General features: G+C 61.1%; 20 protein-coding genes. 10 read left to right on the forward strand and 10 right to left on the reverse strand.

Features of this window, described 5'->3' with window-relative positions:
• Nucleotides 1–76: 76 nt before the first annotated feature.
• Both QOL84_RS26280 and QOL84_RS26285 read left to right on the forward strand, forming a co-directional pair.
• Nucleotides 77–214, forward strand: a complete 138-nt coding sequence (locus QOL84_RS26280) for a hypothetical protein (RefSeq protein WP_283439121.1) — start codon at nucleotides 77–79, stop codon at nucleotides 212–214.
• Nucleotides 211–1,215 carry an NADP-dependent oxidoreductase gene (locus QOL84_RS26285; RefSeq protein ID WP_283439122.1) on the forward strand — a complete coding sequence of 335 codons (1,005 nt, stop codon included), beginning with the start codon at nucleotides 211–213 and terminating at the stop codon, nucleotides 1,213–1,215. The genes QOL84_RS26280 and QOL84_RS26285 overlap by 4 nt, the downstream gene beginning before the upstream one ends.
• Nucleotides 1,216–1,340: 125 nt before the next feature.
• On the opposite strand, the gene pyrF is transcribed toward QOL84_RS26285, so the two are convergent.
• Nucleotides 1,341–2,039 (reverse strand): orotidine-5'-phosphate decarboxylase, encoded by a 699-nt coding sequence (gene pyrF, locus QOL84_RS26290; protein WP_283439123.1) that lies wholly within the window; start codon nucleotides 2,037–2,039, stop codon nucleotides 1,341–1,343.
• Between the two features lie 295 nt (nucleotides 2,040–2,334).
• On the opposite strand from pyrF, the gene QOL84_RS26295 reads away from it, so the two are divergent.
• From QOL84_RS26295 to xopAW, 3 genes are all read left to right on the forward strand, one after another.
• A complete protein-coding gene (locus QOL84_RS26295; protein WP_488168965.1) occupies nucleotides 2,335–3,084 on the forward strand; it encodes a response regulator in 750 nt (249 codons plus the stop codon).
• Entirely contained in the window at nucleotides 3,084–4,133 is a 1,050-nt protein-coding gene (locus tag QOL84_RS26300; protein ID WP_283439124.1) for a sensor histidine kinase, read from the forward strand. Before QOL84_RS26295 ends, QOL84_RS26300 begins: the two co-directional genes overlap by 1 nt.
• A 230-nt stretch (nucleotides 4,134–4,363) precedes the next feature.
• Entirely contained in the window at nucleotides 4,364–5,218 is an 855-nt protein-coding gene (gene xopAW, locus QOL84_RS26305) for an EF-hand domain-containing protein (protein WP_283439125.1), read from the forward strand.
• A gap of 136 nt (nucleotides 5,219–5,354) precedes the next feature.
• Here xopAW and QOL84_RS26310 read toward each other — a convergent pair whose 3' ends face one another.
• From QOL84_RS26310 to QOL84_RS26350, 9 genes are all read right to left on the reverse strand, one after another.
• Nucleotides 5,355–6,407 (reverse strand): AI-2E family transporter, encoded by a 1,053-nt coding sequence (locus QOL84_RS26310; RefSeq protein ID WP_283439126.1) that lies wholly within the window; start codon nucleotides 6,405–6,407, stop codon nucleotides 5,355–5,357.
• Nucleotides 6,408–6,476: 69 nt separating this feature from the next.
• Nucleotides 6,477–7,283: a DUF4892 domain-containing protein gene (locus tag QOL84_RS26315; RefSeq protein WP_283439127.1), complete on the reverse strand. Its 807-nt coding sequence runs from the start codon at nucleotides 7,281–7,283 to the stop codon at nucleotides 6,477–6,479.
• Between the two features lie 115 nt (nucleotides 7,284–7,398).
• Nucleotides 7,399–8,253, reverse strand: coding sequence for an alpha/beta hydrolase (locus tag QOL84_RS26320; RefSeq protein ID WP_129395064.1), 855 nt, complete (start codon nucleotides 8,251–8,253; stop codon nucleotides 7,399–7,401).
• Nucleotides 8,250–9,056, reverse strand: coding sequence for an alpha/beta fold hydrolase (locus tag QOL84_RS26325; protein WP_283439128.1), 807 nt, complete (start codon nucleotides 9,054–9,056; stop codon nucleotides 8,250–8,252). The genes QOL84_RS26320 and QOL84_RS26325 overlap by 4 nt, the downstream gene beginning before the upstream one ends.
• A gap of 277 nt (nucleotides 9,057–9,333) precedes the next feature.
• A complete protein-coding gene (locus QOL84_RS26330; protein WP_095051070.1) occupies nucleotides 9,334–9,777 on the reverse strand; it encodes a hotdog fold thioesterase in 444 nt (147 codons plus the stop codon).
• A 31-nt stretch (nucleotides 9,778–9,808) separates the two neighbouring features.
• On the reverse strand, nucleotides 9,809–11,464 hold the full coding sequence (locus QOL84_RS26335) for an AMP-binding protein (protein WP_283439129.1): 1,656 nt from the start codon (nucleotides 11,462–11,464) through the stop codon (nucleotides 9,809–9,811).
• Between the two features lie 190 nt (nucleotides 11,465–11,654).
• Complete coding sequence (sixA, locus tag QOL84_RS26340) at nucleotides 11,655–12,107, reverse strand: phosphohistidine phosphatase SixA (RefSeq protein WP_283439130.1); 453 nt, start codon at nucleotides 12,105–12,107, stop codon at nucleotides 11,655–11,657.
• Entirely contained in the window at nucleotides 12,104–12,451 is a 348-nt protein-coding gene (locus QOL84_RS26345) for a DUF4389 domain-containing protein (protein WP_283439131.1), read from the reverse strand. Before QOL84_RS26345 ends, sixA begins: the two co-directional genes overlap by 4 nt.
• Before the next feature lie 33 nt (nucleotides 12,452–12,484).
• Nucleotides 12,485–13,510 carry an NAD(P)H-dependent glycerol-3-phosphate dehydrogenase gene (locus QOL84_RS26350; RefSeq protein WP_283439132.1) on the reverse strand — a complete coding sequence of 342 codons (1,026 nt, stop codon included), beginning with the start codon at nucleotides 13,508–13,510 and terminating at the stop codon, nucleotides 12,485–12,487.
• A gap of 196 nt (nucleotides 13,511–13,706) precedes the next feature.
• Between QOL84_RS26350 and QOL84_RS26355 the strand changes: the two genes are divergently transcribed.
• The 5 genes from QOL84_RS26355 to fabB all read left to right on the forward strand — a co-directional run bounded on the left by QOL84_RS26355 (nucleotide 13,707) and on the right by fabB (nucleotide 20,660).
• Nucleotides 13,707–15,830, forward strand: a complete 2,124-nt coding sequence (locus QOL84_RS26355) for a TonB-dependent receptor plug domain-containing protein (RefSeq protein ID WP_283439133.1) — start codon at nucleotides 13,707–13,709, stop codon at nucleotides 15,828–15,830.
• Between the two features lies 1 nt (nucleotide 15,831).
• Complete coding sequence (locus QOL84_RS26360) at nucleotides 15,832–16,764, forward strand: ABC transporter substrate-binding protein (RefSeq protein ID WP_129395070.1); 933 nt, start codon at nucleotides 15,832–15,834, stop codon at nucleotides 16,762–16,764.
• Nucleotides 16,761–18,665, forward strand: coding sequence for a response regulator (locus tag QOL84_RS26365; RefSeq protein ID WP_283439134.1), 1,905 nt, complete (start codon nucleotides 16,761–16,763; stop codon nucleotides 18,663–18,665). The genes QOL84_RS26360 and QOL84_RS26365 overlap by 4 nt, the downstream gene beginning before the upstream one ends.
• 247 nt (nucleotides 18,666–18,912) lie before the next feature.
• Nucleotides 18,913–19,428, forward strand: a complete 516-nt coding sequence (gene fabA / locus QOL84_RS26370) for a 3-hydroxyacyl-[acyl-carrier-protein] dehydratase FabA (RefSeq protein ID WP_010211704.1) — start codon at nucleotides 18,913–18,915, stop codon at nucleotides 19,426–19,428.
• Nucleotides 19,429–19,439: 11 nt separating this feature from the next.
• Nucleotides 19,440–20,660, forward strand: coding sequence for a beta-ketoacyl-ACP synthase I (gene fabB / locus QOL84_RS26375; protein WP_008087472.1), 1,221 nt, complete (start codon nucleotides 19,440–19,442; stop codon nucleotides 20,658–20,660).
• Nucleotides 20,661–20,757: the final 97 nt, after the last annotated feature.

Raw genomic sequence — 20,757 nt, forward strand, 5'->3', positions numbered from 1 at the left:
GGGGATGCTTAGCGTTGCAGCATAGCCACAGCGGGTTGTCCGGCGTCAGCACTATCAAAAGGCTGTTTATGTGCCCATGCGTGGCGGTGATAAACCGGTGGTGGTGATCATCACTGCACTGGATCGGCGTGCATTCGCCGCATCAGCCAACCTTGCGACATCGGCGCTTAGGGTCTATCAACAAGGCTTCATTCAATTCGAGTGCCTGCCATGACCTCACAGACCAATCGCCAGTTCCTGCTCGCCAAACGCCCGGTGGGCGCCGCGACCCGCGAGACTTTTACCTATCAGGAAGTACCGGTCGGCGAACCGGCGGCGGGACAGATTCTGGTCAAGAACGAATACCTGTCACTCGACCCAGCCATGCGTGGCTGGATGAACGAGGGCAAGTCCTACATCCCGCCGGTCGGTATCGGTGAGGTCATGCGCGCCTTGGGTGTAGGTAAAGTCGTCGCGTCGAACAATCCGGGCTTTGCGGTCGGCGACTACGTCAACGGCGCCATCGGCGTGCAGGATTATTTCCTCGGCGAGCCAAGAGGCTTCTATAAAGTCGACCCGAAACTGGCACCGTTGCCGGTGTATCTGTCGGCATTGGGCATGACCGGCATGACCGCCTACTTCGCCCTGCTCGATGTCGGCGCACCGAAGGCTGGCGACACCGTGGTGCTGTCCGGGGCGGCGGGTGCGGTGGGCAGCATTGCCGGGCAGATCGCCAAGATCAAAGGGTGCCGCGTGGTGGGGATCGCCGGCGGTGCCGACAAGTGCAAGTTCCTCATCGATGAGCTGGGTTTCGACGGCGCCATCGACTACAAGCACGAAGACGTGATCGCCGGCCTCAAGCGCGAATGCCCGAAAGGCGTGGACGTGTATTTCGACAACGTCGGCGGTGACATCCTCGATGCAGTCCTGAGTCGCCTGAACATGAAGGCACGCGTGGTGATCTGCGGCGCCATCAGCCAGTACAACAACAAAGAGGCGGTCAAGGGCCCGGCCAATTACCTGTCGCTGCTGGTCAATCGTGCGCGCATGGAAGGCTTTGTGGTGATGGACTACGCGGCGCAATACGCGAGCGCGGCGCAGGAAATGGCCGGCTGGATGGCCAAGGGGCAGCTCAAGAGCAAGGAAGACATCGTCGAAGGCCTGGAGACCTTCCCGGAGACGCTGATGAAATTGTTCAGCGGGGAGAATTTTGGCAAGTTGGTACTGAAGGTTTAAAGCCACCACAAAACCAAGGTGGGAGTGAGCCTGCTCGCGATAGCGGAGTGTCAGTCAACATTAACGTTGTTTGACACACCGCTATCGCGAGCAGGCTCACTCCCACAGGGTTATGCGGTGCTTGCTTAGGCGATTTCGGCTACAACTGCTGCCAGCGCCTTGGCCGGATCGGCCGCCTGGCTGATCGGACGGCCGATCACCAGGTAATCGGAACCGGCGTCCAGCGCCTGACGCGGGGTCAGGATGCGGCGCTGATCGTCCTGCGCACTGCCCGCCGGACGAATCCCCGGGGTCACCAGTTGCAGCGACGGGTGCGCGGTTTTCAGTGCCGTGGCTTCCAGCGCCGAACACACCAGACCATCCATCCCGGCCTTCTCGGCCAGTGCCGCCAGACGCAACACTTGTTCCTGCGGCTCGATATCCAGACCGATCCCGGCGAGGTCTTCACGCTCCATCGAGGTCAGCACGGTGACGCCGATCAGCAGTGGCTGCGGGCCGCTGCGCTTGTCCAGCTCTTCACGGCAGGCAGCCATCATGCGCATGCCGCCGGAGCAATGCACGTTGACCATCCACACGCCCATCTCGGCGGCGGCTTTCACGGCCATCGCGGTGGTGTTGGGAATGTCGTGGAATTTCAGGTCGAGGAATACTTCAAAACCCTTGTCACGCAGGGTGCCGACGATTTCCGCGGCGCAACTGGTGAACAGTTCCTTGCCCACTTTGACCCGGCACAGTTTTGGGTCCAACTGGTCGGCCAGCTTCAGTGCGGCGTCACGGGTGGGGAAATCCAGGGCGACGATGATAGGAGTCTGGCAGGCGGACATGAATGGGCTCTCAGGCAGGTCGAAATCGGCGCGCATTGTAGCGGAACCGGCGGCGGCGCGGCACCCGATGATCGGTAAATCGTCGCACCAACCGTGATCAGCATAGCGCCCGCTGCTATTGTGTCGACTCCGATACACAACCGACATGCCAGCAACAAGCACCGGCGCTAGCCTCGCCAGCCGCAACACGTCCTTACATCAGCACTTCCCGCCTCACGGCCGGACGCCTATGCTGAAACCACAACCTCGCAGCCCATCTTTGTGGTTGGCGGCCTACTGGCAGATGAACAGCCCCATGCACAACACCCAAACGACCGCGACTGATGAGCCTAAAGACGACAAGCGCTGGAGCATTCGTGCGCTGATCGTCGACGATGACGTGCCGATCCGCGAGCTGATGATCGATTACCTCGCGCGCTTCAACATCCACGCCAGCGGCGTCACCGATGGCGCAGCGATGCGTCAGGCGATGCAGGCCGAACATTTCGACGTTGTCGTGCTCGACCTGATGCTGCCGGGCGAAGACGGCCTTTCGCTGTGCCGCTGGCTGCGCGCCGAATCGGACATCCCGATCCTGATGCTCACCGCCCGCTGCGAACCCACCGACCGCATCATCGGCCTCGAACTCGGCGCCGATGACTACATGGCCAAACCGTTCGAGCCGCGCGAGCTGGTGGCGCGCATCCAGACCATCCTGCGGCGGGTGCGTGACGACCGTACCGAGCAACGGGCGAACATTCGCTTCGACAACTGGCGCCTGAACAGCGTGCTGCGCCAATTGATCGCCGACAACGGCCTGGTGGTACCGCTGTCCAACGCCGAATTCCGCCTGCTCTGGGTGTTTATCGAACGCCCGCGCCGGGTACTCAGCCGCGAACAACTGCTCGACGCCGCCCGAGGTCGCTCGATCGAGGCCTTCGACCGCAGCATCGATCTGCTGGTCTCGCGCCTGCGCCAGAAGCTCGGCGACGATCCGAAAGCCCCGCAGTTGATCAAGACCGTGCGCGGTGAAGGTTACCTGTTCGACGCAAGAGACATTGGCTGATGCGAGCGCGCTTCGACACGCTGTTCGGCCGCCTGTTTGGCATGCTGTTCGCGGCGATCGTCCTGGCGCACTTGCTCGCGTTCACCTGGTTTCACCTCTACGGCCCGCCCCCGCCGCCACCGCCGCCGGAGTTTTCCCAAGGTGTCGAAGGGCAGCGGCCGATGCCGGATCCGCGTTACCCGCAACGACCACCGCGGCCATGGTTCGGTGGCCCGGTGGTGCCGCTGACGTTTCAGTTCATCTCGCTGATGATCGCCGCGTGGTACGGCGCCAAACTGTTGAGTCGACCCATCCAGCGCCTGAGCGACGCCGCCGAACGCCTGAGTGAAAACCTCGACAGTGCACCGCTCGACGAGTCTGGTCCGAAAGAAGCCCGGCAAGCGGCGCACACTTTCAATCTGATGCAGCAACGTATTCGCGAACAGGTGCAGCAGCGTGCGCGCATGCTCGGTGCGGTATCGCACGACCTGCGCACGCCCCTGTCACGCCTGAAACTGCGCCTGGAAAACATCAGTGATGAAAAGCTGCAAGGCCAGATGCGTCAGGATCTGGACGACATGATCGGCATGCTCGACGCCACCCTCACCTACCTGCACGAACAACGCACCAGCGAAGCCTTGCAGTTGATGGACGTGCAGGCGTTGGTCGAGTCGCTGTGCGAAAACGCTCAGGATCAGAACGCAGACGTGCAAGTCAGCGGCCATTGCGCCCCGCTGCAGGTACAGCCGATGGCCCTGCGTTCGTGCATCAACAACTTGATGGACAACGCCCTGCGCTATGCCGGGAAGGCACGGATTGAACTCCTGGATCAGCGCGAACAACTGCTGATCCGCGTGATCGACCACGGCCCGGGGATTGCCGAGGACAAGCGTGAAGCCGTGTTCGAGCCGTTTTATCGCCTGGAAGGTTCGCGTAATCGCAATTCCGGTGGCGTGGGCCTGGGCATGACTATTGCCCGCGAGGCGGCGCAGCGATTGGGCGGACAACTGAACCTGGAAGAAACCCCCGGCGGCGGTCTCACGGCCATCATTCGCCTGCCACGCCCCTGAGAACACCACCACCCCTGTAGGAGTGAGCCTGCTCGCGATAGCGGTGTGTCAGTCACCCCAAATGTCACTGATATACCGTTATCGCGAGCAGGCTCACTCCTACAGTGGATTGAGGTGAAATCCTGTCTGTGTACCAACCGGTACAAATCTCACATACCGCCGACAACTTGCGCCCTGACGCTGCATAAGCCGGTACACCCACCGGTTTTCCATTCCAGGGAGTGAGTCCGATGATCGGTAGCGTCAGCAACTACACGAGCTATACCAGCACCAGCAGCAACGCCACGCAAAACTCGCGCAGCCAGCAACTGCAAAAAGAACTGTTCGCCAAGCTCGACAGTAACGGCGATGGCGCAGTGGATCAGGACGAACTGAAAAGCGCCCTGTCGCAGAAGTCCGACGACGGCCTGCTGGTCAATCTGAGCAAACAGTTTGGCGATCTCGACAGCGACGACAGCGGCAGCCTCAGCGCCGAAGAAATGACCGCCATGGCGCCGCCACCGCCGCCACAAGATCAAGCACCGAACACCGACCTCGCTGACGCCCTGATCAGCGCCCTCGACACTGACGGCGACGGCGCCATCAGCAGCGACGAACTGAGCAGCGGCCTGACCAGCGCCGGCAGCACCGCCGACAGCAACGAAATCTTTTCCGCCCTCGACAAGAACAAGGACGGCACCGTCAGCCAGGACGAACTCACCGCCAGCCTGACCCCGCCACCACCGCCACCGCCTCAAATCAACAGCGACGAACTGTTCAGCCAACTCGACGCCGACGGTGATGGCAACGTAACCGCCACCGAACTGAACAGCGCGCTGCAGGCCAGCGATAGCAGCACTGCAACGAGCAGCACCGATACCAGCGCAGCATTGCTCAAGGTTCTGGATAGCGACAGCAGCGGCGGCGTCAGCAGCGACGAATTGAAAGCCGCTTTGCACGCCGGCCGCGAACGCCCGGATGAAGAACAGACCGCCTCGACTCAAAGCACCACCGAAGCGCTGAATCGCATGATCGCCAACCTGAGCAAACAGTACTCACTCGACAACACTGCCTCGGTCGGCAAATACCTCAACGTCGCCACGTAAAATCTGCCCCTGTAGGAGCTGCCGAAGGCTGCGATCTTTTGCTCTTGCTATTGAAAACCAGGATCAAAAGATCGCAGCCTTCGGCAGCTCCTACAGGGGGGGATGTGCAAATGCCGTGCTCCCAACCTGGTTTCGGTTACCGCCGTTCCTCGACCCGCCCCTGACTCTTGCTCCAGTCCGTCAACAAGCTATAAGCCACCGCCAACAACGTAGGCCCGATAAACAACCCGATAAAGCCAAACGCAATCAACCCGCCGAACACCCCAAGCAACACAATCACCAACGGCAAATTGCCCCCGCGGCTGATCAGATACGGCTTGAGTACGTTATCCACGCCACTGATGACAAACGTCCCCCAGATTCCGAGAAACACCGCCATTCCATATTCACCTTTCCACGCCAGCCAGGCCGTAGCGGGCACCCACACCAATGGCGGGCCCATCGGAATCAGGCTCAGCAGAAACGTCACGATCCCCAACACCAGGGCACCTGGCACCCCGGCAATCAAAAACCCGATCAACGCCAGAATCGCCTGCGCCGCCGCCGTGCCGATGACCCCGTTGACCACCCGCTGCACCGTCCCGGCCACCAGTTCGATGTAATAGCCGGCACGCTCACCGATCAGACGTTCCAGCAGGCTGTGCACGAAAGCGGCCAGGCGCGGACCGTCACGGTAGAAAAAGAACACGAAGACAATGCTCAGCGTCAGCTCGAGAATCCCGCCGCCGATCTGCGCACTGCGCGCCAGCAGCCAGTTGCCGACCTGCCCCAGATACGGTTTTACCGAGACCATCAGTGCCGCGCCCTGCTGATCGATGCTGTTCCAGAGGCCGACCAGCCGCTTGCCGACAAACGGCACAGTCCCCAGCCATACCGGCGCTTCCGGCAAGCCATCGACCTGCACATCCTTGATGAACGCCGTGGCATCGCGCACATGGTCGGCCAGGTTGAAACCCAGCCAGACCAAGGGTGCCGCCACCAGCAACATCCAGCCCAAGGTCAAAATCGCCGCCGCCAACGATTCGCGGCCATTCAGCCAGCGGGTCAACAGGCGCATCAGTGGCCAACTGGCGAACGCCAGCACCGCGCCCCAGAACAGCGCCGACCAGAACGGCGCCATCACCCACAGGCTGGCGCCGAACAACACCAGAAGCAGGATCTGCACCAGCAGGCGATCGTTATTGAGCATGTAGGATTCCGAAAAAGTCAGTCAGGCCAAGAGTAGGCGAACACGCCGCGCGTGCTCGCCCGGCAGAGCTTATCGCAACAGGTCGATGCGCAGACCGGCACCGTCGACACTGGCGGTTTCCATCCGCGCAGCACGCACGCCCTGATTGATCAGGGCCTGGCGCCAGGCTTCGGCCTTGGGCCCGGAAACCGTCACGCGCAATGTCGTGTCGAGGTTCAGGCCACGGGAAATCAGGCGCAACCAGGTGTCGTCGGGATCATTCACCAATTTCGGTAAATCCAGTTCGCCGGTACTTTTGAGTTGGCGCAACAGGGTCGCCGAGGTCGGCAGCAACTCGCCCAGCGGTGCCACCGCTTCGAACTGCTCGACATGCAGATAGGCTTTGCGATTGCCGCGAGTGATGCTGTAGAGCGCCACCAGCGTGTTGTCTTTCGGCGCCGCCAGCCTCAGCAACAGATACGCCTGCTGCTCGTCGGCGCCGTACAGCTTGGAATTACCGAACACTTCGTTGGCCCACAGGCTGCTTTCGCCACAATCGCGGGCCTGACACCAGAACAGCAACTCGGCGTCCTGCTTTTGCAAGGCTTCGCGGGCAGCGGTAAAGGCCTCGGTGGCGGAATGTTCGGGTGGCAACTCGTAGGTCACCGAGGTGGTCTGGCCACGCGCAGTGACTTGGCCGTCGAAGCGTAACTGGCCGCTGATCTTGCGGATCGCGCCCAACGGATAGATGCGCTCCAGCTCGGCCGGAGGGCGATAGTCGACGATTTGCGCATCGGCCAGACGTGGCACGATCTGCAAATCCTGGCTGCCCGGCACATCGGCAGCGAACGAAAGGGAACTGAAACAGCACAGCGCCAGCAGACTGAGTGACCGCATGGGCAGCCTCATCGGATCGGCATGGCGTGGCTAGGCGGGGTCGTAGCGGTATATAAATCCATCGTGGTTGTCTCCCATTTCAACCCGCCCAGCCTCGACAGTTGCCAACGGCAAGTCAAGGAATGGCGAAGAAGCGATTGAAACAGTCTGCGACAAGACTCGCACCGGCCTCATCGTTCAGGTGCAAATGGTGCCCGCCCGGCAGCTGTTCCCTGCTAAAGGGTAGACGTTCCAGCAGTTGGGGATGTTTGGCCAGCATGCCGTCGGCCGCGACCACCAATTGCGCCGGACAACCGATGCGCGCCACGAACGCCATCGCCTGTTCCTCGGTCAGCCGCAACGGGGATGCCAGGGTCAGACGATTGTCGCTGCGCCAGGTGTAGCCGCCAGGTACCGGCATCAATCCGCGCTGCGCCAACAGTTCAGCCGCCTCACGACTGACCGCGACCAGCCCTTTCATCCGCGCTTCGATGGCGCGGTCGAGGGTGCTGTAGACCGGTTTGCGTTTCTCACGCAGATCCAGCTGCGCCTGTAAGGCCATGCCCATGCGCTCGGCAGCGTTTTCGCCTTTGTCTGTAGGAGGAATCACGCCGTCGATCAACGCCAGATGGCTGATGCGCTCCGGCATCGATCCCGCCAACACCATGGACACGATCGCGCCCATTGAATGCCCAAGCAGGCCGAAACGCTTCCAGCCGAGTTGCTCGGCGACTTGCAAGACGTCATGGGCGTAATCCCACAACGCATAACCGGCGCCCTTTGGCCGATGCGCGGAATGCCCGTGCCCGGCCATGTCCAGGGCGATGATGCGCAAGCCTTTGAGCTTTGGCGCCAGCCGCGCGAAGCTGTTGGCGTTGTCGAGCCAGCCATGCAGGGCAATGACCGGCAAACCGTCCTCGGGGCCGAACAAATGCGCCGCCAGCTCGATATGCGGCAGGCTCAGGCGCACTTCTTCGAAGGTCGGGCTCATGCGCAATCCTTGTCCAGACGGTTTTCCCAACGGGTAAACAGGTTCTTCAATAGCCGCGCGGTGTCCTGCGGACGCTCCAGCGGGAACATGTGCCCGCCGGGCATGCTCAACGCCTCGCCTTGTGCCAGACGCGAAACGAAGCGGGTGTGATGACGCATGACCACACGGCTCTTGTGCCCGCGCACCACCGCCAGTGGCACCTGCAGTTGTCGGGTGCGACCTGGGCTGGTGTGCGGCACGCCACGATAGATGCTGATTTCAGTGGCCGGGTCGAAACGCAGGCGCAGCTTGTCGCCGACCTGCTGCAAGCCGTGTTGCAGGTAGGCATCGAAGCATTCCGGATCGAATCCCCGGAACAGCGTTTTACCGGCAAAGTAGCTGCGCGCACTGTCGAGATCGGCGAACTCTTCACGCCGGCCCAATGTGCGCCCGGCCGGCGTCAGTTTGTCGATGAAACCAAAGCGCTTGGCGGCACGGATCACCCACTGGTCGGTGCGGGTCAGCACTGGCGAATCGAGCATCACCACGCCGCGATACAGCTCAGGGCAACGCAGCGCCGCGTGCAGATGCAGCACACCGCCGAAGGAATGGCCGACACCCCACACCGGTTGATCCTGCTGTTGCAGATGATGGATCAACTCATCCACCAGGTTGTACCAGTTGTCGTCCGCCGGAAAACGCGGATCATGGGCGTGTTGTTCCAGATGCGCGACCCGGTACTCGGGCGCCAGCGCCGCGAACAACTTGCCATAGGTTCCCGAAGGAAACCCGTTGGCGTGGGCGAAAAAGATCGGTTGCGACATACCGGTAAATCCATGGGCAGGAAACGTGGCGTTGATTGTCCGTAAGACCGCGTCACACAGCAATGACCGTAACTGCCAGGAATGATGACAGTCCGGTCAGCGTGATGGTGTGTCAGGGAGATTGCTTCCCCCCTCACCCCAACCCTCTCCCCCAAGGGGGCGAGGGGGAAAGGGAGCAGATCTGCATGAATTTCAAAACCTGAGTTCGGCTCGATAACTCAGGTCGGCACAACTCGAACATCCAGCCCGGTCAGTCCCCTCTCCCTCTGGGAGAGGGTTAGGGTGAGGGCGGCTGCTCACCCAGCGGCACCACAGCCATGGTCAACCGCGACACACAACTGGCCTTGCCCTCATCGCTGGTCAAGCGGATATCCCACACGTGCGTGGTCCGCCCGATATGAATCGGCTTGGCCACCGCCGTCACCCGCCCACTGCGCAAGCCGCGCAAATGGTTGGCATTGATCTCAAGCCCCACGCAATAAAACTTGCTGGCATCGATGCACAGGTAACTGGCCATGGAGCCGACGGTTTCCGCCAGCACCACCGATGCGCCGCCGTGCAGCAAGCCGTAAGGCTGGTGTGTGCGATGGTCGATGACCATGCTCGCGGTCAGCGATTCTTCGTCGAACGCTTCGAAGCGGATGTCCAGCACTTCACCGATGGTGTTCTTCTGGATCGCGTTCAACTGCTCGATGTTGGGAGTGGTACGCCACAAGCTCATCGCAGACTTCCTTGGTTGTTTTGGTCGTCGCTCAATCCTGCCACAGCACCGCCTCACTGCGCTCGCTCCATTCCTCGAAGCGGGCGCCGTAAGTGTCTTCGATGACGTTGCGCTTGATTTTCAGGGTCGGCGTGAGAAAGCCGTTCTCCACTGCCCAGCTGTCCTTGACCACCACCAGCCGGCGCAGGCGTTCGTGCTTGTCGAGCGCGGCATTGACCTCTTCCAGGAGTTTTTCCAGGCTCGAATGCAGGCTCGCCCGGCCCTCCTCCTGACTGACCGTCGACAGCACGCACAGCCCCAGCGGCGCGCTCAGGCCATCGCCGACCACGCACACTTGTTCGATCCGCGAATGCACCGCCAGCCGATTCTCGATCGGTGCCGGGGCGACGTATTTGCCTTTGCTGGTCTTGAAGATTTCCTTGAGCCGTCCGGTCAGGCGCAGACGCCCTTCGGCATCCTGCTCGCCCTTGTCGCCGGTGCGCAGAAAGCCGTCGCCGGTCAGGGTCTCAGCGGTTTTCTGCGGCTCCTTGAAGTAGCCGAGCATGTTCGCCTGACTGCGCACCTGCACCTCTCCGGACTCATCGATGCGTACCTCGACATCCGGGCACGGTTTACCGATCCAGCCTTGTTTGTATTGCCCCGGCAGGCAGATGTGCGAGTAACCGCAGCTCTCGGTCATGCCGTAGACCTCTAGCACGTCGAGCCCGAGTTTCTGATACCAACCGAGCAAGGTCTGCGGCACTGGCGCCGCGCCGGACAACGCCACGCGCAAAGCGTCCAGCCCCAGACCGGCGAGTACTTTGTGCCCTACCCGTTTGCCGATGAAAGGCAAGCCAAGCAGAAAATCCAGGCGCTTTGCCGGGATCTTGCTGTACACGCCCATCTGGAATTTGGTCCAGATCCGTGGCACGCCAAACATCGCCGTCGGCCGTGCACGCTGCAGATCAGTGATGAAGGTGTCGAGGCTCTCGGCAAAGAATACGGTCTGCCCGGTGTAGATCGACGCCAATTCGACAAACATGCGTTCGGCAACGTGGCACAGCGGCAGGTATGACAGCAGCCGGTCATTCTCGTTGAGCCCGAACAATTGCGTACCGCGCGTGGTGGCAAAACCGAGATTGGCGAAGCTGTGCATCACGCCTTTCGGCAATCCTGTGGTGCCGGAGGTATAGATGATGGTTGCCAGTTGCTCGGCGGCAGGACGCGGATCGTCCTGAATCGGCGAGCTGCGTTGCAAGTCCGCCCAGTTGAAATCGAAATCGCCCGGTGGGTGCAGCGGCAGGCTGATGGTTGGCAGATCGGCCGGCACGCCTTTGGACATGTTCGACCAATCATCAAGCTTGCCAATAAACGCCAGCACGCTTTCCGAGTGCGTGAGCACTTGCGCCACGGACTCGGCGGTGAGGTTGGGATACAGCGGCACCGAAACATGCCCGGCCATCCAGATCGCGAGGTCGGCGATGATCCAGTGTGCGCAGTTTTTCGAGATCAGGGCGATATGGCTGCCTTGCGGCAACTCCCGCGCGCGCAACCAGTGTGCGGCGCAACGGGCCTGGTGGCCAACATCGGCCCAGGTCAACGTCTCGACCTGCCCGCCGCCGATCGGTTGCACGAGAAAGCGCTGACGCGGGTGCCGCGCTTCACGTTCGTAGAACACGTCCAGCGGCAAACGGAATGCGGCAGACATGCGACTCGCTCCTGTTTTTTGGGTCTGGAGCAAGCGTAGTCAACCAAGCAAGTGCTTGGTTGGATTTTTTACCAAAAGAAATAAGATCAAAAGATCGTCCGAACGCGGCCCGAACCTTCGGCAGCTCCTACAGGGAAATGCATTCCAAGGTAGGAGCTGCCGCAGGTTCGGGCCGCGTTCGGACGATCTTTTAAGGATGTTTGAGGCTGTTAAGGGTCATCGAGCCAATCAGCAATTCAGGACTTTCCAGCTCCGCCAACCCCGCAGTACTGACCTTCTCCGGCGGATACCCGGCGCCATGTTGCAGATAGCTCAGCAGATTGCCCACCAGCGGGTTATGGCTGACCAGCAGCACATTGCTCACCGACATCAGTTGATCGGTGACCTTGTCCGGATCAACCTCCGGCGTCAGCCACTCGACCGTACGAATCTGCGGCTCGAACCCCAGCGCCTCGCGAACAATCTGCGCGGTCTGTTGCGCGCGCAGATAAGGGCTGGCGTAAATCGCCGTGAGCGGCTGGCCGATCAAGCGCGCCGCGCTGCTCAAGGCTTCCTTGCGACCGTGATCGGTCAGCTCCCGTTCGGAGTCGGGGCACGAGCCGTAAGGCACGGCCTCACCGTGACGCAATACCCAGAGTTTCATAGCTTGGGTTCCTCATCTCGAACCGGATGCGGTGCTGGCGGCACGGCGTGCGGCGCTTCACCTTCCGGGGTACGCGGCGCTGGCCAGTCGGCGAACGGCCAGGGTTTCTGGTCGCTGTGAAAGCTGCCGAAACGGCCGATCTGGGCCAGGAACTGACTCAGGCTGTCGCCGAAATTCATCAGGCTGGCGCTCGGCGCGCCATAGATCAAACGATAGATCAGTTGTACCAGCACCACCGCGCCGAGGATGAACTGCGCCACTTGCCAGACCAGCACGTAGACGATCATCCACAGCACACGCAGGAGGATGGATTCGTACTTGGCTTCGGTTTTCGGATCGTGCATGGCTTGCTCCCCTGTCCGTAGATAAACGCTGAATCAGTTGAAACCGCTGGTGGAAATAAAGTCGACGTCGGTTTTCGGTTCGGCCCGCATCAGTAGACCGATGACCTGCTCCAGGGTGCGTCCTTCGAACAGGATCGCATGCAGCCCGGCGACCAGCGGCATGTACACGCCGACCTCGTGGGATTTTGCCTTGAGCACTTTCAGGGTGTTGACCCCTTCGGCGACTTCACCGAGGCGCGACACCGCTTCGTCAAGGCTCAAGCCCTGACCGAGGGCGAAACCGACCTGATAGTTGCGGCTCTTCGGCGACGAGCAGGTGACGATCAGATCGCCGACGCCGGCCAGCCCGAGGAAAGTCATCGGGTTCGCGCCCTGATTCACCGCAAACCGGGTCATCTCGGCCAACGCGCGGGTGATCAACATGCTCTTGGTGTTCTCGCCCATCTCCAGTGCGACGGCCATGCCGGCGATGATCGCGTAAACGTTTTTCAACGCCCCGCCCAACTCGACGCCGAAGCGGTCGGCGCTCGCGTAAACGCGGAAGGTGCGACCGTGCAAAGCGGCTTGCACTTGCTTGCAGAGTTCTTCGTCTTCGCTGGCGACCACCGTCGCGGTCAGCGCATGTTCGGCGATCTCGCGCGCCAGGTTCGGCCCGGACAACACGCCGATGCGTGCCTGCGGGGCGATCTCTTCGAGGATCTGGCTCATCAATTTGAAGGTCTGCGCTTCGATGCCCTTGGTCAGGCTGACCAGCATCTTGCCGCGCAAGCGCTCGGCGTGAGCGGCCAAGACCGTGCGCAACGCGCTGGACGGCAGCGCGACAAAGCACAAATCGCAGGCGTCGAGGGTGGCTTGCAGGTCAGTGACAGCGGTCACGCCTGGCAGAATCTTGATGCCTTTGAGGTAACGCGGGTTTTCGCGATTGACGCGGATGGCCTCGGCCTGCTCCGGGTCACGCATCCACTGCAGGACTTGATGGCCGTTCTCGGCCAACAGGTTGGCCACGGCGGTACCAAAACTTCCGCCTCCCAGGACCGCAATCGGGCGCTGTTCAGTCATATGCAATCCGTTAATCCATACCAGTGGCGATGCCGGCATTATACGGGGCGACTGAGTCGCGGCCAGCCCCAGCAACAATTACCGACACTTGTAGGCAGAAGACCAATAAAACCGAGGAAAATGCCTGCAACGTGACTGGAAAAGTCGCTGCCCTCGGTTAACATGCGCGCCAAATCTTTACGATCAAGGCTGCGTTGTGTTTTTTGCTCCTCCCCCACCGCGTTCGTCCCTGCTGCTGGCGCTGCTGTTCAGCCCGCTGGTGCAGGCGGACGACCTGTTTGTCGACAGCGAAACGTTGCCGCAAGTGCTGACGGCCACGCGCCTGAAACAGACACCGGCAGAAGTGCCCGGGAGCATGACCGTCATCGACAGCGAATTGATCGATGCCAGCGGCGCCCGCGACATCAGCGAATTGCTCCGGCTGGTACCGGGGATGATGGTCGGCAACATCAGCGGCAATCAGGCGGCGGTCAATTACCACGGCACCAACGCCACTGAAGCGCGGCGCATGCAGGTGCTGATCGACGGCCGCTCGGTGTACCGCGCAGGGTTGGCCACGGTGGACTGGAGTGACATCCCGGTGGCCATGGAAGACATCGAGCGCATCGAAGTCTTTCGCGGCCCGAATACCGTCAGCTATGGCGCCAACGCGCTGATGGCGGTGGTCAACATCATCACCCGCAACCCGGCGGACAGCCACGGCACACGCCTGAAATACAGCCGCGGCCAACGTGGCATCAACGATTTCTACGCCAGTCAGGGCACAGGCTGGAATGGCGGCGATTTGCGCCTGTCGCTGTCCGGCCAGGAAGACGACGGCTTCGACACTGATCGCAGCGGCGCCGATTATCGCGACAGCCGCCGTCTGAACCGTTTCAGTCTTGCGGTCAGCCACAGCCTCAGCGACGACCAGAGTCTCGACTGGCAGGTCAACGCCAAAGATGGCAGCAACCAGCGGCCCTACACCTACCGTCCGGTGTTCTCGGGGATTACCGCCGCCGGCAACAATTCCGACGTGGTGGCCAAGGATTACGCCGGTTCGGTGCGCTGGAATCTCGACATCAACCCGGAACACAGCCTCTATATACAAGGCTCGGCGCAACACTGGGATCGTCAGCAAACCTGGCGCGCCTGTGACGCCGAGGTGTCGTTCAGCCCGGAGTTGACCCAACTGTGGCAACTCGACCCGAATTACACCGAACGTCTGGCGCGCAACATCACCCGGTTTACCGGCCCCGGCGCGGCGCCCGGCACCCCGCAGGAAATGGCCCTGGCGAATCAGGTGCTCGATCAATGGCGCAACGGTGCCAGCCAGACCCTGTGCGGCGACATCGACCAGAGCGCCCGCGAATCGCGCTACGACCTGGAGTTGCAGGATACCCTCAGCCTGTCCGACAGCCTGCGTCTGGTCAGCGGCATGAACTATCGTTACGACCGCGCCGACTCCGAAACCTATTTCAATGGCACGCTGGACGACACCACGTGGCGCGCGTTCGGCCAACTCGAATGGCGCGCCACTGAACACTGGCTGTTACAGGGCGGGGCGATGTTCGAAGACACGCAACTGATCGGCAGCTCGCTGACGCCGCGCTTTGCCGTCAACTATCTGATCAATCCGCGCCATGGCCTGCGCGCGGTGTACTCGGAAGCGATCCGCTCACCGGACATGTTCGAGAACAATGTCAACTGGAGCTATCAGGTCAACAACCTGCGGCCCTCGGCCTACGGACAGTCTTCGGCGCGTTACTTCGTCAAGACGCGCGGCCCGGGCGATCTCGATCAGGAACACATGCGCTCGCGCGAGCTGGGCTACAACGGCTATTTTGCCGAACTCGGCCTGGCACTCGACGTAAAGCTGTTCTACGACGAAATAACCGGGATGATCAGCGAGCCATTGCGCAATAACCAGTACATCGCCAGCAACGCCAACAGCTCACGTTTTCGCGGTACTGAAACCCAGCTCGACTGGCGCGTGAGCCGGGCCGACCGCTTGCGTTTCACTTACGCCTTTGTCGATGCCGAGGCGAGCAATCCGCTGGATCAGCAATTCACCTCACGCAACAGCGGTTCCGCCGGCTGGCTGCGCGACTGGGGCCACGGCTGGAACAGCGCCCTCTTCTATTACGGTGACAACGCGCTCAATGGCTACCGCTTCGAACGCGTCGACACACGCATCGCCAAACGCATCCCGCTGGGCAAGGCACAGTTGCAATTGGCCGGAGTGCTGCAACAGCGCCTCGACCACGAGCCCACCACCTTCGTCGATAACAACTACGACGAACGCCGGGTGATGTACTTCAGCGCCGAGCTGGAGTTCTAGGATGCGCAACGGCCTGTCACGGAAGACGCCAACCCTGGGCCACTGGCTGGCCGGGGTCTGTCTGTTTTTGACCGCGTGGCTGCACGGTGTCGCGGTGCAGGCTGCGGACATTCTGCTGACCGGCGCCGAGGAAAGTCCTGGCGTGCAAGCGTTCGTACAGGCATTGAGCGAATTGCGTCCGACCGACAACGTGCGTTTCCAGCCGCTGGCCAGTCTGCCGGCACCGGGTAAACTGCCGGCCAGCCTGCGCCTGATCCTGCTCGATCTGCCGAGTCTCGACTGGCGCCTGCAAGATTCCAAAGGCCCGGCAACGCTGGTGTTGCGCATCAGCCGCCTGCAGGCCCGCCAGCGCTTTGGTGACGCCGAACCTGCGCACTTGAGCCTGCTGTGGAGCGATCCGCCGCTGAGTCGGCAACTGCAATTGATCCGAAGGATTTTGCCGCAGGCACGGCGGGTCGGTGTGCTGTTTGATCAGCACAGCGAGTTTCTGCTGAAAGAACTGAATCTGGCCGCACAACCGCTGAATCTGCAAATCGTCAGCCAGCGCTGGGACAACACCCTCGACAGTCGTCCGCTGCAAGCCGTGCTGAAAAACAGCGACGTGTTGCTGGGCCTCGACGATCCCGATCTGTACAACCCGAAGACCGCGAAAAACCTCTTGCTCAGCAGCTACTCGCGGCAAGTCGCGCTGGTCGGCCCCAACGTCGCCTTCGTCCGTGCCGGCAGCCTGGCCAGTAGCTACAGCGATCAGAACGACTGGCTGGCGATCCTCGATCAATTGCTCGACCAGCCCTCGGCTACATGGCCGCGATCGCTCTACCCCGCACGTTTTAACGTTTCAAGTAATGCGCAGGTGGCTCGTTCACTAGGTATCGAACCGCTGAATGATGCGTCTGTCGCCAGAGCGCTGGCTGAAGGAGAACGCCGCCCATGAGTTTCCGTCGCCGTTGGGACATCAACACCCGCACTCAGTTGATCAGCCTGGGCCCGGCGTTGTTGCTGACCTTGCTGTTGATCAGCTTCTTCACCTTTGTGCGCATCCAGGATTTGCGCCAGGAGCTGAATCACACCGGCCAACTGATCGCCAACCAACTCGCGCCCGCCACCGAGTACGGGGTGATTTCCGGCAACAACGAAGTGCTGGAAAGTCTGCTCAAAGCCACGCTGGCCACGCCCAATGTGCGTTTTCTCGAAGTACAGGACAGCGCCAACCGGATTCTGGTGTACGTCGAGCAACCAGCGGACACGCACAATCGCCCGCATCAGGTCGAAGTGTTTCAGGCGCCGGTACGGCTGCAGCGAATCTCCCTGCACAATGATTTCTTTCAGGACGGCAAAGTCAGCAATGGAGCGGCCGCCGAGGATTATCTGGGACGCGTGATTGTCGGTCTGTCCAACGATGCCTTCAGTCAGCGCCAGCAGGAAATTCTGCTCAAGGCCGGGATTCTGGCGCTGTTCGCCCTGCTCTTCACCTTTGTCCTGGCGCGGCGTCTGGCCGGCAGCCTGTCGCAGCCGATTCGCGACATCGGCAACGCGGTCAAGGCGATTCAGGACGGCGACTATAAAACCCCGCTGCCGATTGTCGATGACACCGAACTGGGCGCCTTGTCGCAGCACATCAACAATCTCGCCCAGGCGCTGGAGCAGGCCAGCCGCGAACAGCATCAGGCCATGGCGCAATTGATCCAGACGCGCGAAGAAGCGGAAAAGGCCAACAACGCCAAATCCGATTTCCTCGCGATGATGAGCCATGAACTGCGCACCCCCATGAACGGCGTACTGGGCATGCTGCAATTGCTCGAAACCACCGAGATGACCGAGGAGCAGATCGAATATGCCGCCCTCGCGTCGGAGTCCACCGAGCATTTGCTGAAGGTCATCAACGACATTCTCGACTTCTCGCGGATCGAACGTTCGGAACTGGAACTGGAGCACATACCTTTCAACCTCACCGAGCTGATCGGTGCCTGCGCGCAGTCGTTCCAGCACAGTGCGGTGCAACGCGGCCTGGCATTGCACCTGCAAATTCCCGACGACATGCGCGGTTTGCAGGTGCAGGGCGATCCGACACGGATCCGGCAGATTCTGGTCAACCTGGTCGGCAACGCGCTGAAGTTCACCGAACAGGGCCGGGTCAGCATCGAGGCGCAATGGCAATCGCTGGACCACGAGTTGCTGTGGTTCACCTGCTCGGTGCGCGACAGCGGCATTGGTATCTCGTCGGCGAGCCTGGAGCTGATGTTCAACGCCTTCCAGCAGGCCGACAGCTCGATTTCGCGGCGTTACGGCGGCACCGGCCTCGGCCTGCCGATCGCGCGCACCCTCGCTGAACGCATGGGCGGCACCTTGCGCGCGCAGAGCGAGGAAGGTCGCGGTTCGGTGTTCACCCTGGAAATCCCGCTGGCCCTCTATAAGCAGGCGCTGCCGCCACTGGCCGCGCCACGCGCGCTCAACGGCAAGGCCCATGGTGAAGGTCGCAATGTCTTGCTGGTGGAAGACAATCCGGTCAATCAGACCGTTATCGAAGCGATGCTGCGCAGTCTGGGCTTTACTGTCAGCGTCGCCACCGATGGCGCGCAGGCCGTGAGCAGCGCTGCAGACAATGATTTCGAAGTGATTCTGATGGATTGCCGCTTGCCGATCATCGATGGCTACGAAGCCACGCGACAGATCCGGCGCCTGCCGGGACACAGCGAAGTGCCGATCATCGCCCTGACCGCAAACGCCTTGCAGGGTGACCGCGAAACCTGCCTGGCGGCGGGCATGAACGATTATCTGGCGAAGCCGTTCAAACGTAATGATCTGCAGCAGATTCTGCAGCGCTGGGTGTCGTAGTGTGGGCCTTTCGACCATCTGCGACTGGCGTGAAAAGCGAAAGTGCGGCAGTCTTAGGCACCCGAACAAGCCTCAAAAGGGGCTTGAATAAAAATTTCAGTGCACAAGTGTACATTCATGTCCTTGGTGCTGTGACTTTCACCACAACGCAATAGTCTATGAGTAGGCTGCCGGTTCGAGGCATGAACGCGTCGATCGGTCGGGAAGATTTGCCCCACCTGCCGCATGGGATTATTGAGGAGCTCGCATGACCAAACAAAACGCCTTTACTCGGGAAGATCTGCTGCGCTGCAGTCGCGGTGAGCTGTTCGGCCCAGGTAACGCGCAACTGCCCGCCCCGAACATGCTGATGGTGGATCGCATCACCCATATCAGCGAAGAAGGTGGCAAGTACGGCAAAGGTGAATTGGTCGCCGAGCTGGATATCACCCCTGACCTGTGGTTCTTCGCCTGCCATTTCGAAGGCGATCCGGTGATGCCGGGCTGCCTGGGTCTGGATGCCATGTGGCAACTGGTTGGTTTCTTCCTGGGCTGGCAAGGCCTGCCGGGCCGTGGCCGTGCGCTGGGTTCGGGCGAAGTGAAATTCTTCGGTCAGGTGCTGCCGACCGCCAAGAAAGTCACCTACAACATTCAAATCAAGCGCGTCCTCAAGGGCAAGCTGAACCTGGCCATTGCCGACGGTTCGGTGTCTGTTGACGGTCGCGAAATCTACACCGCCGAAGGCCTTCGCGTCGGCGTGTTCACCTCCACTGACAACTTCTAAGGGTTATTCGCATGCGCCGCGTCGTTATCACTGGTCTGGGCATTGTTTCGTGCCTGGGCAATGACAAAGAGACCGTCTCCGCTAACCTGCGTGCAAGCCGCCCTGGCATCCGGTTCAACCCGGAATATGCTGAAATGGGTCTGCGTAGCCAGGTTTCCGGCTCCATCGACCTCAACCTTGAAGAGCTGATCGATCGCAAGATCTATCGCTTTGTCGGCCACGCAGCGGCTTACGCCTATCTGGCCATGAAAGACGCCATTGCTGACTCCGGCCTGACCGAAGAGCAAGTGTCCAACCCGCGTACCGGCCTTGTGGCTGGCTCCGGCGGTGCTTCCACGCTGAACCAGATGGAAGCGCTGGACATCCTGCGCGAGAAAGGCGTGAAACGCGTTGGCCCATACCGTGTAACGCGGACCATGAGCAGCACCGTTTCCGCTTGCCTGGCCACGCCATTCAAGATCAAGGGCCTGAACTACTCCATCGCTTCTGCCTGCGCCACCAGTGCTCACTGCATCGGTACCGCCATGGAACAGATCCAGATGGGCAAGCAGGACATCGTCTTCGCCGGTGGCGGTGAAGAAGAGCACTGGAGCCAGTCGTTCCTGTTCGACGCCATGGGCGCTCTGTCCAGCAAGCGTAACGACACCCCGGAACAGGCTTCCCGTGCCTACGACAAAGACCGTGACGGTTTCGTCATCGCTGGCGGTGGCGGCATGGTCGTGGTTGAAGAGCTGGAACACGCTCTGGCCCGTGGCGCCAAGATCTACGCCGAAATCGTTGGCTACGGCGCAACGTCCGATGGCTACGACATGGTTGCCCCAAGCGGCGAAGGCGCGATCCGCTGCATGCAGATGGCGATGTCCACCGTTGATACCCCGATCGACTACCTGAACACCCACGGCACCTCGACTCCGGTCGGCGACGTCGCGGAAATGAAAGGTGTGCGTGAAGTGTTCGGCGACAAGGCTCCAGCGATCAGCTCGACCAAAAGCCTGTCCGGTCACTCCCTGGGCGCTGCCGGCGTTCACGAAGCGATCTACTGCATGCTGATGATGGAAGGCAACTTCATTGCCGGTTCCGCCAACATCGACGAGCTGGACCCTGAAGTGGCCGATCTGCCGGTGCTGACCAAGACCCGCGAGAACGCCACCATCAACACCGTGATGAGCAACAGCTTCGGCTTCGGCGGCACCAACGCCACGCTGGTACTGAAGCGCTGGGAAGGCAAGTAATTCCCCCCGCTTGAGCCACACACAAAAACGCCCCGACTGGTTCGGGGCGTTTTTTTTCGCCTGCAGAAAACTCACGGCCGACACAAATCCCTTATGT

This window comes from Pseudomonas helmanticensis, from assembly GCF_900182985.1.
In the GTDB taxonomy this organism is placed as follows: Bacteria; Pseudomonadota; Gammaproteobacteria; order Pseudomonadales; family Pseudomonadaceae; genus Aquipseudomonas; species Aquipseudomonas helmanticensis.